The following is a 15,821-nucleotide window of genomic DNA, read 5'->3' on the forward strand; positions in this document are numbered from 1 at the left end:
TTTCAGACATCATGCCTCACATCAAAACCCCGGCTTTAGCGATTGTTCTTGCCATACACCTGCTGTTCTCCAACAGTCACGCACAGGCAGCAACAAGCTTGCCGGCAAATGTAGAAAAGCTCAGTACCGTAGAAGGTATCAGTGAATATCGTTTGCCAAATGGTTTGAAAGTCTTGCTAATACCTGACAACTCCAAGCCGACAACAACCGTTAGCATGATTTACCAGGTGGGGTCAAAACATGAAAGCGTGGGGCAAACAGGCTATGCCCATTTGCTGGAACACATGATGTGCAAGGGTAGCAAGAACTACCCGCAAATCCTGCAGCAATTGCTTAACCGTGGCATGAAATCGAATGCGTTCACGTTTCAGGACTACACCTTGTACTACGCCACGTTTGAATCCAGTGAGAATGAGCTCAACTGGGTCTTGAGCATGGAAGCAGACCTCATGCAAAACGCCAAGGTATTAAAGTCCGAGCTTGATACAGAAATGACGGTGGTGCGTAATGAGCTGGAACGCAGGGAAAATAATTCCTACGACATGCTGTTCAAGCGCGTACAGGCTGTGGCCTTTGACTGGCACGGTTACGGTCACAGCACGATAGGCGAAAAGAGTGATATCGAAAACGTTAATATTGAACAGCTCAAACAGTGTTATCACACGTATTATCGCCCGGATAATGCGGTGCTCGTGGTGGCAGGAAAATTTGATGTCGATGCTGCCTTGCCAGTCATTTCCCGTCAGTTTGGCAGTATCGCGGCACCCAAATCTGCCCTGCCAAAAATAGCCACCGTAGAGCCAGCTCAGCAAGGAGAACGACAGGTTTTCGTCAGAAAAAAATCGAACGAAGGCTGCATGATAGTGGCTTACCACAAACCCTCACTATTGCATCCTGACTATGCTGCCTTGAAAATGGCAGGGGCGATGTTGTCATCTGGCCGAGAACAGCAAAATAAAGCGGGCGAGATTTTCCTCAGTAATATCGCGCCAGGATTTCATATGGCTGGTAATGTAGAAAATGGACTGGTCGTTTTTTTCAGTAACGGCTTCATCACCAAGGACACAGAAGAAGGACCAAAAGAATTTATCAAGGTAGTCGAGAATTTTGGTAAGAATTCCCTGGGCCAGAAAGAGCTGGACTTATTCAAAAACGCTTATGTGCGTAACTTCACCAGCACCATGAACAATCCTCAGGCGCTGAGCCTGGCCTTGTCTGAATTTATTGCCGCTGGTGACTGGCGCTTGCTGCTTGTAGAAAAAAACCGCATTGCCAGCCTGACGACAACACAGGTAGAGGATGCGGCAAAACGTTATTTCGCCAGAGAGAACTGCACGACAGGTATTTTGTTGCCAGAGGAAAAAAGTACGGACAGCCACATACCTCCTTCACCCTCGGTTGCCGAAATAATGAAAGACTTTTCCTATGTCGACCAGTATGCCGCAGTTGCTGAATTCAATCGTACGATAAGTAACATCGAGAAAAATACTGAAAGACTAAAGATAGGAAATATAGAAACCGCTTTGCTGAGCAAGCCCAGGCGTGGACAGTCAGTCGAAGTTGACCTGGTGCTGCACTGGGGTGATGAAAACACTCTGTTCAAATAACGCTGGGTAGAATTCTTGACAGCAAAGAATTTACTGAATGGCACAAATCGCTATGGCAAGGAAAGCCTGCAGGCTGCACGGCAAAACGCGCATATAAGCGGCGAATTGACCAGATTCACAACCGATCGCAGCCATCTCAAGCAAGCCCTGCAATTGATGATGGAAAACCTGAAACAACCTAGCTTTGCCCAAGCTTACAATCAGGTTACCAAGCTTAAGGAAGAATTTCAGAAATTGCGTGCTGATCCCATGCAATTGATACTGGACGATTTGGCCAGACATTTCAATGCCTATCCTGCTGGCGACATGCGTGCCCATGAAACTTCAGAACAGATGGTTGCCGCCCTCAGCACCATCAAGCCAGCGGACCTGATAGATTTCCATAAGAATTTTTATGGTGCCAGTAGTGGTCATCTCACCATCATCGGTGATTTTGATGCAGAAGAAGTCAAGGCGGTACTCAGCCAGGAATTCAATGGCTGGGAAAGTAAATTCCCTTATGTACAAAGCCATAAGACTTATGTAGAGCGGCCAGCATTGCATAAATTCATCGATACGCCCGGCAAGGAAAATGGGCTTTTCCTTGCCCGTCTGGATTTGCCGGTAGGTATCAAGGATGAAGATTTTATTGCCTTGCAAGTCGTCGATCATTTGATTGGTGGCAATACATTTGGATCCCGGTTGGGGCAACGCGTGCGTGTGAAAGAGGGCTGGAGTTATGGCATCAATTCAGATATTGCGTCATTCGAGACAGATTCTTGCAGCAGTTGGACAATCAAGGCCAGTGCGGCATCAGCCAATATAGACAAACTCAAACAGGCAGTGCTGGAAGAATTGCAGCTCGCCGTCAACAAGGGTTTTAGTCAGGAGGAACTGGCCACGGCAAAGACCGTATTACTGCAACAAGAGCAGCATGAACGAAATAATGACAAGTCCCTGAGCGAGCAATGGACTCAAGTCATGCATATGAATGAAGACTATTCCTGGTACGCCAGAAGAGAGCAGGCCTTGCAAAGCCTGGACCTGGAGCAATTAAACAAGGCTGCAAAAAAATATCTGCAACCCGAACGCTGGAGCATCTTTACCACGGGCGACGCCAGCAAGATTCCGAAACAACCATAAGCTGCTGTCCAGAATCTGCCAGTCTGACAGACTCAACCCTTCCAGCTTCTCTGCAAACCGGTATCGGTATGTATCCAGCCACCATTGGCGGTCTGGCGATAATAAAAACCGACGCCGCCCTGACGGAAACTCTGTATCAGTTCACCCAGAATTTCTTCATGCAACTGGGGAATGCGTATGTCGGCGGCCTTGCCTTCCATATGCAGGGATTTGCGGGCTGCTGGTACGCCTTGTTCTATCAGGCGCATATTGGATGCCTGGGTACGGTAGCCGGACAGGATCTCCAGCGGTTTGGTCATGCCCAGGCGCGAAATATAAGCCTGGGTGGCCCACAGGGTTTCCAGCAATTTGGGGTCGATAGGCGCGCTTTGCTTGCCATTCACATCGCGCAGCAAGTGGCATAGTTGCTGGTAAGCTGATTCCAGCACTTCGCCATCTTTCCAGTACAGAAGTTTGCTTCGCTCACCGGTAGCAGGACGTATCAGGTCCAGGGTACGTGGCTTGACCCAGAACTCTATGTCCAGCGCCTGAGAATCAAACAGATCAGGCGGTGGGGTTGGCTGTGCAGGTTTTTCATTGCTGCTATCGGCGGCATGCAGAAGGGTATGCGGAGCAGCCATGCCGGCGGTGCCGAGCAAAAGCCCTCTTTTTAATAACTGGCGGCGCGTAGGTATCATTCTTGATTCTGGTTTGTGCGATGAAAACAGCTTAGTGTACATCTTGGCGAAAAACAAATGCTGGCTGTTGCAAAGGCTTACGTTTCATCCTGCAAATTTGCAGTTGATGGCTAGGAAATTACATTCTGTCTTGTAGACCGGTGAAATCCGGATAAAAGAACATTACACTGGGCACTTGTTTACTCTTTCCCATACGATATCATGTTTAAATCATTCGGATACCTTGCACTGGCGACTGTTTTACTTGGCGCTTGTGAGGTCAAGGTTAATAGCGATGCCATCAAGGGCAGTGGCAAACTCCTTACCGAGCAGCGCGCCGTAACTGAATTCGATGCCATAGAAAACTCTGGTTTTTTTGACGTGGTCGTGACGAATGGTGTCACCGCTGCAGTAGAAATCAGCGGTGATGATAATCTGGTGCCGGAAATAGAAACCGTTGTGGAGAACAAGGTCTTGATCATACGCAGCAAGCGCAAGTCGTATAATTTTACCTGGAATGACAGACCCGGCACGGTCAGGGTCACTGCCACTGGCCTCACTCGTATCAATAATAATGGCAGCGGTGATATGGATGTGCGCGGCGTGCAGGCTGACAGTATGGCACTGAACTTGAATGGTTCTGGTGATGTCAAGCTCAGCGGCAAGGTAGCGGCCTTGAAACTGATCTCGAATGGCAGCAGTGACCTGGATTTGCAGCAACTGCAGGTAGCCAGGGCCGATGTGGAAATTCACGGCTCTGGTGATACTCATATGCACACCATCAGCCAGTCACTTGATGCCAGCCTGAATGGCAGCGGTGGCTTGAGAGCCGACAATTTGCAATCTGCCAGCGTCAAGATGACACAGCATGGGCCCGCCGATGTGAAATTATCGGGCAGCATCAAGGCACTGGAGCTGGATATGTCTGGTTCCGGGGATATCCAGATTGAGGATATCAAGGCTGAGCAAGTCACTATCCGCAGCAATGGCCCTGGCGAGTTAGTGCTCAGTGGTGAAACAGGCACGCTGGCCATCAACAGTAACGGTTCAGGCGATATCAGTGCAGAACATTTGAAGATCAGGGACCTGCAAGTAGTCAACCACGGGCCGTCCAACCAAAGTTACCGTGGCATCTCTGGTATACTGAAACTGGAGAATTCTGGTTCTGGTGACTTTAGTGCAGAATTGCAATCCGGGGCTGCGCTGGAAATTACCATGAATGGCCCAGGTGCCACCAGTCTGAACGGCAAGGCCAAAAGCCTGAATGCCAAATTGCTGGGCAGCGGTGATTTGCACGCCAGGGAATTATTGCTCGACAGTGCCAGCATCAAGGTCACGGGCCCTGGCGAAGCTGAAGTCAATGTCAAAAAAGCAGGTGGCTCGCGCATAGTCAAAATAGACAGGAATGGTGTGGCGAATTAGTCATCCATCACCACAACAAAAAGGGTTCATGTCAATAAGGCATGAACCCTTTTGTTTTTTTCATATTACCTGACTACGCGTATTTGCCATATTTAACAGCGATTGTGGTGTGTAGACCTGCCTTCACCCGAAGGGCAGCAGCCAAAGCAAGTAAATTGCGCTAAGATAAAGTGACAGATATCAGCCCGGAAATACAATGCTACGCTACTTGCGCTTACTTGCCTGTCTCATGCTAGTAGGCACATGCTGGGCCGGTTTGGCCCATGCGCAGGCCAGGCAAAAAACAGTATTGCTGATGAGTGAAGAACTGGATGGTAGAGGGGCGGTGATTCCCCTATCAGCAGAAGTCACAGAATTGCTGCGTTACCTGGAACAGCACAGCAAACTCACATTCGAAGTAAGACGGTATCCCTGGAAGCGGGCAGTAGAAAATGCGGCGAATGGTGAAGGCCTGATTTTTGGCATTTCAAAAACCCGCGAACGCCAGCGCCTGTTCAAATTCAGCCTGCCCATTTTTTCCGATCAGGCCTTGCTGGTCACATTATGCAGTGCAAAATTCAGTTATAACACCGTGAATGATTTGAAGGGCAAGACCATAGGCATAGTACGCGGCACCAGCTATGGCGAAGAGTTTGACCGCCTTAGCAATGTCGTGTTCAAGGTCGAGGATGACACCAGCAACAATTTAGGGCGCTTCAGGAAATTATTCCTGCGCCGCATGGATGCTTTTTTGTTGTACAGCTCGGTGGCCAATACCAGCCGGCTGGAAAATTATGTCAATCAACAATATGCTGCAGAAATAGCTGGTAAATCATCAGGCAAATTATTTTGCATATTGCCCAAGCCAGTTTCTTCTGTGGATATCCACATTGCCATAAGCCAGTCTGGCGGGCTTGCTGAGGCGAGCCAGTTGCAAAAAATAGACCAGGCTATCTTGCAAGCACGCCATGATGGTGCGCTGGCGCGAATTTATTCCCCCAGGTGATCAAGCAGTAGCTACCCTGGCACCCTTGTATTGATGCCGCAAAACCAGGCGACTGCTGGCGATCAGAGTATTCAGACCGAGTATTAACTGTATCAGCACATGCCCAGGCAAACCCCAGACTTGCCCCTTGGGTGGTGTGCTACGGGTGACTGCGGTCAGCACAGGCGCCACCCATTGCGCGTCTTCTGTCAGGTCCAGCAAGACATCGCCATCCGAATTGGTATGCAGGTAAAGCTCGCCGCCATGAACCAGAGTCAGGCAGATGCCCTGGCCAGTCGTCGGCTTGTCCCCCAGGGCTTGCTGCAGTTCTCGATGTTGCAAATCCATCCACGCCTCTACATCAAGCGCGGTTTCCAGGGATATCCATGGGTGCTCTTGCAAATCAGGAGCTGAATCAGATTGCTGGTTTTCATTAAACATTATCTTGCTTGATTACTTTCTTTACCGCTGAATTTCTTGCACATGCTTTGCTAAAGCCGCATTCTGACACAAATATCCAGTCTCCAGCCTGATCAGATAATTTAACCTTGGACAAAATTTCGGCTCAATAAGCCTGAATATCTGGCGCGCTTCATGCCTGAGTAAATATTCACTCTCAGCAGCCCTGCTGTCGTACAAAAACGACGGCAGGGCTGCTTCAGGTATCTTTCTGTTGCTGGCGCTCTTACGGAGAGCTTACGCAAGCACGATAAAATCACTTTCTTTTACATCAATCGCGCTGCCAATGTTGCGTTTGTAAACTATTCTGCATATTGGTGTCTGGCTCAGCTGCCAAACTCACCAACTGAACAATAGGCAAAACGCTGGTATCCAACTTCTCACGACAGGATAATGTCAGCACCCGGCATTGACAGCAACAATGATTTTTTATTCAATTTACTTGGGAATAACATCATGACCACCACTGTCTCCACCCAAAAGGAAACTGTCATCGTCAATCCTTACAGCGGCGATTACAGGGTAGATGTACTCCTGCCCTCGGCCACTGCCCGCTGGAACAATGGCAGCGCCGTCGGCACTGCTGTGGAAGTCACTTACAGCTTCATGAGTGCAGCCCCCAGTTACGCACAAGACGCGGACAAGAAAGGCTTCAGTGTATTCACTGATGAACAAAAAATTGCTAGCAGAAAAATTTTTGATTTGATTTCCCAGCAATTTGGCATCACTTTCAAGGAAGTAACGGATACCGAGAGCAATTACGGCTACATACGCCTGGGCAACAATGCCCAGGGCGAAACCAGCGCTGGCTATGCCTCGTATCCGGATACGACAGACCCCAAGGCCAGCGGAGATGTCTATATCAATAATGAAGCCAGTGACAATCTGAGCAATCTCGTCCCAGGCACCAATAGCTGGGCCACGCTGGTGCATGAAATCGGCCATGCCATAGGACTCAAGCATCCGGGCAATTACAATGCCGGTGAACCGGCATCAACGGCTGCTGACAATTTCCTGGCGGCGGCAGAGGATAGTGAAGCCAATACCGTCATGTCTTATGTGAAGGCCCCGCAAGGCCAGGAAAGGGATTTCTTTGGCAAATATGATTACCTGGCCCTGAAATACTTGTACGGCAGCAAGGCCTATAACGCAGAATCGACAAATTACCTGATCAATGATACGGATGGCCGTTTACTGAAGCTCATCCATGATACCGGCGGTATCGACACCATCAATTTATCGGCACTGAGTATTGCGGCCAGCATCAACCTCAATCCTGGTGCCAATAGTTCAGTCGGGAGACTGGCCAGTGATACGGTATCGCAAAATAATTTATCGCTGAGCTTTGATACCGTCATAGAAAACGTGGTGGGCACACGCTACAGTGATGTCATGACAGGCAATAGCGTCAATAACCGTTTTGACAGCAATGGCGGCGGCGATACGGTGGACGGTGGTGCCGGTTTTGATTTGCTGGTCATCAAGGAAAACCGCGCCACATTCAGCATACAGAAAAACGCTGGTGATGTGAGTTTTCGCAACACGACAAACAGTGAGATCACGTCTGTCGTAAATGTTGAAAGAGTGCAGCTGAATGATGGCATGGTCGCTTTTGACCTCGAAGGCAATGCCGGACAAATGTACAGACTGTACCAGGCAGCTTTTGACCGCAAACCGGATGCGGCTGGACTGGGTTACTGGATCGCAGACATGGACAAGGGTTCCAGCTTGCTGACTGTGGCCGCAGGTTTCTTTCAATCGCCAGAATTCCAAAAACTGTATGGCGCCAACCCATCAACGACGACATTGATCACCAATTTTTACCAGAATGTTTTGCACAGGGCACCAGACCAGGCTGGTTTTGATTACTGGAACAAGGAGCTCAGTTCTGGAGTAAGCACTCCTGCAAGTGCGCTCGCCAGTTTTTGCGAAAGTGCAGAAAACAAGACTCAAGTGCTGGGGTCCATACAAAACGGCATAGAATACACCTTATGGCTGGGATAAATGCTGGCAATGGCAGGTAGGGAAAGGTAAGGATACTTGCAGGAATTTTTTTAAGCAGCACTTACATCGATACTAGTGGACTGTTACAGTCCACTAGAACTCATTTCATAAATAGGAGTGAGTGCGAACAAGGCAATTCAGGAAGCAGTGCAAGGCGCAAGGGTGATACTGGCAGCTAAGACTCCTGCCCTAGCAAGCACGAAGTGACACACTGCACCTTGCAAAGTAACCAAATTGTCTATATCCGAAGATAACAATACCTGATTTCCAGCCAATATGTTTAAGTGAAGTTAACAACAGACAATTTATAAATTGACGGTCAATTTATCAAAACCTAAATGTCATTCCTGAGCGGCCTTTGAAAGATTCCATTTTTTGATACTCTTTTTCCGAGAAAATTTGTCGGTTTTTCTATAAAAATATGAATCGCATAGGCAAGGGCGGCGACGACCAGAATAGTCAACGATACAGATAAATAAAATGAGCAGGCGAAGGACATCAGTATTTTTATCATGACGTAACCAACGAGTGAATGCACGAGATATAAAGGAAAACTAATATCCGCAGTCAAATCTAACAATCTGTTTTTTCTGAATTTATGCCTGAAAATATAGGCAAAAGAAAAGAGAGCAAGTCCATAAAAATAGATCATCGGAACTACAGGGAATTGATTTTTCATGCTGCTGAGCGACCAGGTCCATGAAAATATCATCAATTGTATTAGCACGTAGAAAATCAACTTATTGTTCGATATCCTTTGTTGATATGAATAATAATAAAACAATCCGATCAGCATGAATTGAACATACACAAACCCAGAAGCCAGCATCTTCAGGATAGATAAAAACGCACTAATATCCGAAGTATCATGTGATCTGTTCAAAAACCAGTTCAACATCAATATCGCCGTGGAAAAAATAAAAACTGGAAGGACTTTTCCACTCCTGATTGATGTGCTCAGGCATGCGGCAACGAGATAGAATTTCAATTCCACCGCAAGTGTCCAGTTGACCAGATCAACACTCGGCAACAAGAAAAAATCATTGACCAGGAAAATATTGGTTGCCAAAATTTTCGTGTTCCAAAAAAGAGGCACTCCCCAAAATTGACTGGAGCAATAGACGAATAGCAAGCCGATTGCCAAGCTTATCCAGTAAGTAGGAAATATCCTGAAAAACCGCATGATCAAAAATTTCAGCGAGGAATTTTTTTCAAGGGAAAGAGGAATCACAAAGCCACTGATCAAGAAAAATATAGCCACGCCAAAAGGCCCAAGACCAAAATTTGGATTAACGGAGACAATGTCGTATGCAAGCGGGTTAACACCACTATGAATGGGTGATGCGGTGTAATAAGAAACTGTTTCCCTCATACCCCAGTACACACCAAACCAATGTGATATCAGCACAAGAAAAGCGGCTAAACCTCTTAGCTGATGCGCAAATAGAATCTTATTTTTTTCAGTTGACATGTTTTACGGTATTTTAAATTTTGCGCATTCTAACAACAAATTGAGAGACATCATTTCTTAAATAAGCGTGCGATGCGCTGTACTGTAAAGTAGACGGACCGTTTTCCAACATCAGCCATGAAGAGCCAAATGCTATTGGACGTATTTTATGGATAAAGTAAAAACAAAAGGCGCGGAGTTCAAAAACACCGCGCCTTGTTTACGAGCTTTACATAAATATGTTATTTGATTTGCCTGACTTCCAGCCCCTGTTTTTCCAGTAATTCGGTAATGCTGTTGGCGCCGGTCAAATGCCCTGCACCTACGACGATGAATAATTTCTTGCCTTCCTCCAGCATGGACAGGATTTTCTTGGTCATGCCCATATTGCGGTCATCCAGCAATAATTTCATCAGCTTTTTCGAACCGGCATCCTTGTTTGCGGCATCTTGCAGGATTTTCGCCAGTCCTTCTGCATCGCCGCCTTTCCAGGCACTGATCATCCCGGCTGTTTCACGCAGGGTGTCACCACTCTTCAAGCCTTCCAGGGTTTGCGCCAGCATGGCGTCGCCATCTTCATCAGGCAAGCCGCCTAGTACACTGGCTTGAAATGCCGTGCTTTCCAGTTCGACGATGTCTTTTTTATCCTGCTTGGCGCGCAGGACATAATGCAAGTCCACGCCCTTGGAGGCATCATAGCCCTGCTGCCTGAAGACGCCGATACTGAGTGCCGTGGCAACGATGGTCGGTTTCAGGCTCTGGAATTGTGCGGCAGCCGGGCCAACCAGGGATTGCAAGCTTTCCCAGGTGGTTTTTTTGATGTGATTTTCCAGCTTGTCGGGTGCAGTGTAGACAAAGTAAGGCATGGCTTTTTCGCTGGCCTTGGCATCGGTGGTATCGACTTCCACGACCAGAGTGTCGGCCTGTTTATAGGCTTTTTCGACTGCTTCAGGCAAAGGGTAGAAACTGGCTTTGGCGAGGTGAATCGAGCCAAACAGATAGGCAGTATTTTTTTCTGATTTAACTTCCCACATTACACCTTTGGCCGGAGTTTCCGCCTGGGCAAATGCCTGGCTGGCAGCCAGCGCCAAGCCTAATGCGGTCAGGCACTGGAGTGCCAGCTGAGAAAGCGAAGTCTTCAATTTCATTATCAATATTTCCATGTCAATAGTTGGTCTGCCAGATAAGCTGATGTAGCATCAAGCGGCACAGGATACCAGAAAGTGGCTGTACAAAAGCGTTAATGCAATAGCTTCAATACAGCGTGGCTCGCTGTCTGGCTGGCAATTCGATATCGTATTTGTCACCGCCGATCTCAGCGTTGCTGAGTGCCGCGAGGATAGTACCGGGACTGGGTAGCTGGGCCAGCTCACCAGCACTGGCGCACTGCCATAACCGGGAACGCAGGATAGCGCGGGCGCACTGAAAATAGACGGTATCGACAGAAATACGCAACACGCATTTGGGCGCTTTGCCATCCACTGCCAGTCTGTCCAGCAAGGCAGGATCGACAGAAATCGTGGCCCTACCATTCACGCGCAAAGTCTCACCTATGCCGGGGATCAGGAACAAGAGGCCAACCTGTGGATCAAACAAAATATTACGCAGACTGTCGATGCGGTTATTGCCGCGCCGTTCGGGCAATAGCAGGGTCTTTTCATCTTCAACCACGATGAAGCCAGGGGCATCGCCACGGGGCGAGGCATCCAGGCCATCTGCCCCGCGAGTAGCCAGCACCGCAAAAGGCGAGGCCTCTATCATGGCACGGTAATGAGCATGTATATACGGTACCTCCTTCCTGATGGAAGCAGCACCAACGGCATCAAACATATTTTCCAACTGTTCAGTGCTGGTAATCTGGTGTGGAGATGAAGAGTTTGACATAGGGATAGCTGACGAATTTGATGACAGTGATATGTAGAGCGGCTTATGTGCCTGCGATATTAACATTCCCTGCCCTCCTGTTGCTGCCAGCGCCTATTCTCTGGGCTTGCTCAATAATGCTTTTAAACCAGCCAGTCTTTCCTTGGGTGTCATGACTTCGCCTTCGGCAGGTACAGCATCGCCTTCATCAAGTTTCATTTCCTTGATAAAGCGGGAAGGATCGCAATGCACTTGCACACCCGCACGTTTGCGTTTTTTGCACCAGGTAATATGCAGGCTGCGCTGGGCGCGGGTAATGCCTACGTACATCAGACGGCGCTCTTCTTCTATGCGCGCGGCAAAAGTCTCTATTGGCGCATCAGGGTCACCCTTGTGCGGCAAGATACCTTCTTCGACGCCTACCAGAAATACATGAGGATATTCCAGCCCCTTGGATGCATGCAGGGTGGACATGCGCACGGCGTCCGGCTCTTCATCCTTGCCTTCCATCATGGTCATCAGGGCGACCATCTGGGTCAGGTCGAGCAGGCTGCGGTGATCGTCATTGCCGTCCTTGCCGCCACTGCCCTTGGTTTTCAGCCACTGGGTAAAGTCGAGCACATTCTGCCATTTGTTTTGCGCAGCACGGTCTTCAAAACTGTCGTAGAGATAGCCTTCGTAATTGATTTCTTTCATCAAGTCATCCAGCAATTCGCTGGCATGACTTTCCCTGTGGGCATGGGCCTCAACCTGGTTGATGAAAGTACAGAAATTCCGAAGTGGCCTTAACTGTTTATCAGGTAACTTGGCTTCTATGCCGCCTTTGAAAACGGCGGCGAACAGCGAGCATTGCCATTGACCTGCAAATTCGCCCAGCACTTCCAATGTAGCCAGGCCGACACCGCGCTTGGGTGTGGTAATGGCGCGGATGAAAGCCGGATCATCATCTTCATTGGCGATCAGGCGCAGATAGGCAATGATGTCCTTGATCTCGGCGCGGTCAAAGAAACTCTGGCCGCCAGAGATAGTGTAAGGAATACGCTCACGCCGTAGCGCCTGCTCAATGACGCGCGCCTGGTGATTGCCACGGTACAAAATCGCATAATCAGAATATTTGGCCTGGCGCTCGAAGCGATGGGCAGAGATCATGATGGCGACTTGTTCAGCTTCCTGTTCATCATCCTGCATGCCCAGTACCTTGACTGGATCACCCAGGCCATGCTCTGACCATAGTGACTTTTCAAACAGCTTGGGATTGTTGCCGATAACGGAGTTCGCTGCCTGCAAGATACGGGTACTGGAACGATAATTCTGTTCCAGCTTGATGATTTCCAGATTGGGGAAATCCACCTGTAAAGTCTTCAGGTTTTCTATGGTGGCGCCACGCCAGGCATAGATAGCCTGGTCATCATCACCCACGGCGGTGAACATGGGCTTCTTACCTATGCCACTCACCAGTAATTTCACCAGTTCATACTGGCAGGTATTGGTATCCTGGTATTCATCGACAAGCAGGTAACGCAGGCGGCGCTGCCATTTGTCACGTACCTGTTCATTGCTGCGGAAGAGTTCTACCGGCAAGCGTATCAAATCATCAAAGTCCACTGCCTGATAGGCTGAGAGGGTGGCGACATAGCTGCGGTAAACCCTGGCGGCAATCGCCTCGTCTTCATCCTGAGCCTGCTTTAATGCTAACTCTGGGTCGATCAGACCATTTTTCCACAGTGACATGGCAGTCTGTATGCGCCGTATCAATTGCTTGTCAGTGGTAATTGCCAGATCCTGCACTAGAGAAAAACAGTCATCGCTATCCATGATGGAAAAGCGGTCTTTGAGGCCCAGGGCTTGCGCCTCCTGCCTGAGTATCTTGACCCCCAGCGAGTGAAAGGTGGACACCGTCAATTGCCTGGCCTGGCGCGGCTCGGCCAGCAGTTTGCCTATGCGCTCCTGCATTTCCAGCGCTGCCTTGTTGGTGAACGTCAGGGCGGCAATATGTTTTGGATCATAGCCATGCAGCTCGATCAAATTGACGATTTTCTGGGTAATCACGCGCGTCTTGCCAGAGCCAGCCCCGGCCAGCACAAGGCAAGGGCCGTCCATATAATTGACTGCATTACGCTGGGGAGTATTCAGACCATGAGACATAGGGAAGACGGAGCTGATCCGCAAAAACTTGCAGGCGCTATTGTAGCCTGCAATACACAGAGAACCTGAATACGCCGGTGGATAAGTGCATATCCACTGAGATAAACGCGCAACACATCATAGCCTGTGCAAATCCTGATGATTTATCTGTGAAAACAAAGATTTTGTTGCCAAAAAGATAGAAATAAAGGCTAGACAATTGGATAAGCTGGGACTATTCTCTTACTCAGGAGGATGCCTTTTATGAAAGACCAGAAACCTGCTCGTATCCTGCTGGTGGACGACGAAGAAAGAAATATTAGACTTCTGGAAGCGTTGTTACATTCTGAAGGCTATTCTACTCTGAGTGCGAGTAATGGGCGTGATGCCCTCAAAGTTGCAGCTTTCGCGCAACCTGATCTGATTCTGCTCGACATCATGATGCCAGGCATGGATGGTTTTGCCACTGTCGCAGAACTCAAGGCAAATCCCCTGACGCAACCCGTACCGGTCATCATGCTGACGGCGCTGGATGACCGCAACTCCAAACTACGCGCCCTCGAAGCGGGTGCCGAAGAATTTCTGACCAAGCCGATAGACCGTGCTGATCTCAGCGTGCGAGTGCGCAATCTCTTGCGTCTCAAGGAATATGGCGACTTCCTGACTGATCATAACCGCATACTGGAAAGTCAGGTAGTACAGCGTACGGCACAATTGGAAAACGCCTACCGCGATACTGTATTTACCCTGGTGCGCGCCGCCGAGCACAAGGATGAAGAAACTGGGCATCATGTGCGCCGTATCAGCTATTACTGCCGCACCCTGTCTGAAGCCATGGATTTGCCTGCTGATTTTCATGATGCCATCTTCCAGGCCAGCCCGATGCACGACATAGGCAAGATAGGCATACCTGATCATGTGCTGCTGAAACCTGGCAGCTTCAATCTTGATGAGTGGAATATCATGCGCACCCATTGTGCGCTTGGTGCCAGCATACTCTCCAGCGGCACTTCCCCCTATACAGAAATGGGCGCGGAAATTGCCCTGAATCATCATGAACGCTGGGATGGCACAGGCTATCCGAATGGTCTCAAAGGTGCAGCCATTCCCATCGCTGCCAGAGTCATGCAAATCTGCGATGTGTATGATGCCTTGCGCAGTCGCCGTCCGTATAAGCCCCCACTTGATCATGAACACAGCATGAATATCATCATCGAAGGGGATGGTCGTACCCAGCCTGAACATTTTGATCCTGAAGTATTTTCCTGCTTTGTCGCACAGGCCGGACGTTTTGCTGCTATCTACGACCAGCATGCCGATGCCTGATGCCCAACACCCCGGTATTTTGCTGATCGATGATGAACCAGATCTGCAGCAAGCATTAGTGCGTTTACTCAGGCCTTTGCAGCATCCCATGTTCACCGCCAGCAATGCAGGTGAGGCGCATACCCACATGGCTGCGCAACGCATAGGTGTATTAATCTGTGAACCGCGGGATGAACGCCTGGCTGCTTTCCTGATCGCGGCCAGGGAAAAACATCCCGACGTGGTACGCCTGATACTGACAGGCTATCCAGATTTGGGCAGCGTTTTAAGAGCAGTCAACCAGGCTCATCCTTTCAAGTTATTGGTCAAACCCTGGCTGAATGAAGAATTGCTGGCGACAGTTCGTCTGGCACTTGAGCAATATGTATTGAATCGCGAACGTGAGCGTTTGCTAAAGGAATACAACGGTATCCTGAACAATGCAGAAGGTGCACATGCTTTCCGCACGCTGGATGCGCTCATGCATTCGATACACAAGGACATGGCGGTGGATGCCATACACCATCTTCCCATGGGCGCTTGCCTACTGGTGAATGGAGTGGTCAGTGTATGTAATGCCAATGCCCATCGTTTTCTCGGGGAACTTGATCAAGTGTCACTCACTACCGGTACTTTAGCGGAGGAATTGCCGGCAGCACTCAAGCCAGCCTATAGCGCAGCACGCAAGCAACGCATACGGTTGCATTTGAATGAACAGCAAAGGCTGGATTATTTTGTTCTGGATCTGAGCATAGGCACCCTGATTGCGTTTGCTCCTGAACCCAAACTCGGCAGGCCGCCGGACCCGGCATAATCATCGCCAAGGCTGTTTCAATTTGCATGTA

Annotated in this window: 13 protein-coding genes; 7 read left to right on the forward strand and 6 right to left on the reverse strand. The window is 49.1% G+C overall.

Features of this window, described 5'->3' with window-relative positions; genetic code table 11:
- The first annotated feature begins 11 nt into the window (after positions 1-11).
- Together Q8K39_RS12405 and Q8K39_RS12410 are read left to right on the forward strand one after the other, a co-directional pair.
- The gene (locus Q8K39_RS12405) at positions 12-1,607 is read left to right on the forward strand and encodes a pitrilysin family protein (RefSeq protein WP_305260577.1); all 1,596 of its coding nucleotides are present in this window, start codon (positions 12-14) and stop codon (positions 1,605-1,607) included.
- A 15-nt stretch (positions 1,608-1,622) separates the two neighbouring features.
- Positions 1,623-2,729: a pitrilysin family protein gene (locus tag Q8K39_RS12410; RefSeq protein WP_305260579.1), complete on the forward strand. Its 1,107-nt coding sequence runs from the start codon at positions 1,623-1,625 to the stop codon at positions 2,727-2,729.
- Between the two features lie 32 nt (positions 2,730-2,761).
- Here the strand turns inward: Q8K39_RS12410 and Q8K39_RS12415 are convergent, their stop codons facing one another.
- On the reverse strand, positions 2,762-3,367 hold the full coding sequence (locus Q8K39_RS12415; RefSeq protein WP_305260581.1) for a DUF882 domain-containing protein: 606 nt from the start codon (positions 3,365-3,367) through the stop codon (positions 2,762-2,764).
- A 240-nt stretch (positions 3,368-3,607) separates the two neighbouring features.
- Between Q8K39_RS12415 and Q8K39_RS12420 the strand changes: the two genes are divergently transcribed.
- Together Q8K39_RS12420 and Q8K39_RS12425 are read left to right on the forward strand one after the other, a co-directional pair.
- Positions 3,608-4,807 carry a GIN domain-containing protein gene (locus tag Q8K39_RS12420; RefSeq protein WP_305260583.1) on the forward strand — a complete coding sequence of 400 codons (1,200 nt, stop codon included), beginning with the start codon at positions 3,608-3,610 and terminating at the stop codon, positions 4,805-4,807.
- Between the two features lie 196 nt (positions 4,808-5,003).
- On the forward strand, positions 5,004-5,792 hold the full coding sequence (locus Q8K39_RS12425; protein WP_305260585.1) for an ABC transporter substrate-binding protein: 789 nt from the start codon (positions 5,004-5,006) through the stop codon (positions 5,790-5,792).
- On the opposite strand, the gene Q8K39_RS12430 is transcribed toward Q8K39_RS12425, so the two are convergent.
- A complete protein-coding gene (locus Q8K39_RS12430) occupies positions 5,793-6,212 on the reverse strand; it encodes a hypothetical protein (RefSeq protein ID WP_305260587.1) in 420 nt (139 codons plus the stop codon). It lies immediately after the preceding gene.
- Between the two features lie 474 nt (positions 6,213-6,686).
- Between Q8K39_RS12430 and Q8K39_RS12435 the strand changes: the two genes are divergently transcribed.
- Positions 6,687-8,234, forward strand: a complete 1,548-nt coding sequence (locus tag Q8K39_RS12435) for a DUF4214 domain-containing protein (RefSeq protein WP_305260589.1) — start codon at positions 6,687-6,689, stop codon at positions 8,232-8,234.
- A 334-nt stretch (positions 8,235-8,568) separates the two neighbouring features.
- Here Q8K39_RS12435 and Q8K39_RS12440 read toward each other — a convergent pair whose 3' ends face one another.
- From Q8K39_RS12440 to Q8K39_RS12455, 4 genes are all read right to left on the reverse strand, one after another.
- Complete coding sequence (locus Q8K39_RS12440) at positions 8,569-9,705, reverse strand: acyltransferase (protein ID WP_305260591.1); 1,137 nt, start codon at positions 9,703-9,705, stop codon at positions 8,569-8,571.
- A 221-nt stretch (positions 9,706-9,926) separates the two neighbouring features.
- On the reverse strand, positions 9,927-10,832 hold the full coding sequence (locus Q8K39_RS12445; protein ID WP_186955757.1) for a TraB/GumN family protein: 906 nt from the start codon (positions 10,830-10,832) through the stop codon (positions 9,927-9,929).
- A gap of 106 nt (positions 10,833-10,938) precedes the next feature.
- A complete protein-coding gene (locus Q8K39_RS12450) occupies positions 10,939-11,568 on the reverse strand; it encodes a pyridoxamine 5'-phosphate oxidase family protein (RefSeq protein WP_305260592.1) in 630 nt (209 codons plus the stop codon).
- Positions 11,569-11,661: 93 nt separating this feature from the next.
- A complete protein-coding gene (locus Q8K39_RS12455) occupies positions 11,662-13,692 on the reverse strand; it encodes a UvrD-helicase domain-containing protein (RefSeq protein WP_186955755.1) in 2,031 nt (676 codons plus the stop codon).
- 243 nt (positions 13,693-13,935) lie between these two features.
- Here Q8K39_RS12455 and Q8K39_RS12460 point away from each other — a divergent pair, with 243 nt between their 5' ends.
- Both Q8K39_RS12460 and Q8K39_RS12465 read left to right on the forward strand, forming a co-directional pair.
- On the forward strand, positions 13,936-14,997 hold the full coding sequence (locus tag Q8K39_RS12460) for a two-component system response regulator (RefSeq protein WP_305260593.1): 1,062 nt from the start codon (positions 13,936-13,938) through the stop codon (positions 14,995-14,997).
- The gene (locus Q8K39_RS12465; protein ID WP_305260594.1) at positions 14,990-15,790 is read left to right on the forward strand and encodes a hypothetical protein; all 801 of its coding nucleotides are present in this window, start codon (positions 14,990-14,992) and stop codon (positions 15,788-15,790) included. Before Q8K39_RS12460 ends, Q8K39_RS12465 begins: the two co-directional genes overlap by 8 nt.
- The last annotated feature ends 31 nt before the right edge of the window (positions 15,791-15,821 follow it).

Origin of the sequence: Undibacterium sp. (assembly GCF_030683615.1) — a bacterium.
Lineage (GTDB): Bacteria > Pseudomonadota > Gammaproteobacteria > Burkholderiales > Burkholderiaceae_D > Undibacterium > Undibacterium umbellatum.

Bases quoted from the DNA above. Each gene is read 5' to 3' on its own strand.
- Q8K39_RS12450 (WP_305260592.1), bottom strand. From the start codon at position 11,568: ATGTCAAACTCTTCATCTCCACACCAGATTACCAGCACTGAACAGTTG.
- Q8K39_RS12420 (WP_305260583.1), top strand. From the start codon at position 3,608: ATGTTTAAATCATTCGGATACCTTGCACTGGCGACTGTTTTACTTGGC.
- Q8K39_RS12465 (WP_305260594.1), top strand. From the start codon at position 14,990: ATGCCTGATGCCCAACACCCCGGTATTTTGCTGATCGATGATGAACCA.
- Q8K39_RS12455 (WP_186955755.1), bottom strand. From the start codon at position 13,692: ATGTCTCATGGTCTGAATACTCCCCAGCGTAATGCAGTCAATTATATG.
- Q8K39_RS12460 (WP_305260593.1), top strand. From the start codon at position 13,936: ATGAAAGACCAGAAACCTGCTCGTATCCTGCTGGTGGACGACGAAGAA.
- Q8K39_RS12445 (WP_186955757.1), bottom strand. From the start codon at position 10,832: ATGAAATTGAAGACTTCGCTTTCTCAGCTGGCACTCCAGTGCCTGACC.
- Q8K39_RS12405 (WP_305260577.1), top strand. From the start codon at position 12: ATGCCTCACATCAAAACCCCGGCTTTAGCGATTGTTCTTGCCATACAC.
- Q8K39_RS12430 (WP_305260587.1), bottom strand. From the start codon at position 6,212: ATGTTTAATGAAAACCAGCAATCTGATTCAGCTCCTGATTTGCAAGAG.
- Q8K39_RS12440 (WP_305260591.1), bottom strand. From the start codon at position 9,705: ATGTCAACTGAAAAAAATAAGATTCTATTTGCGCATCAGCTAAGAGGT.
- Q8K39_RS12435 (WP_305260589.1), top strand. From the start codon at position 6,687: ATGACCACCACTGTCTCCACCCAAAAGGAAACTGTCATCGTCAATCCT.
- Q8K39_RS12425 (WP_305260585.1), top strand. From the start codon at position 5,004: ATGCTACGCTACTTGCGCTTACTTGCCTGTCTCATGCTAGTAGGCACA.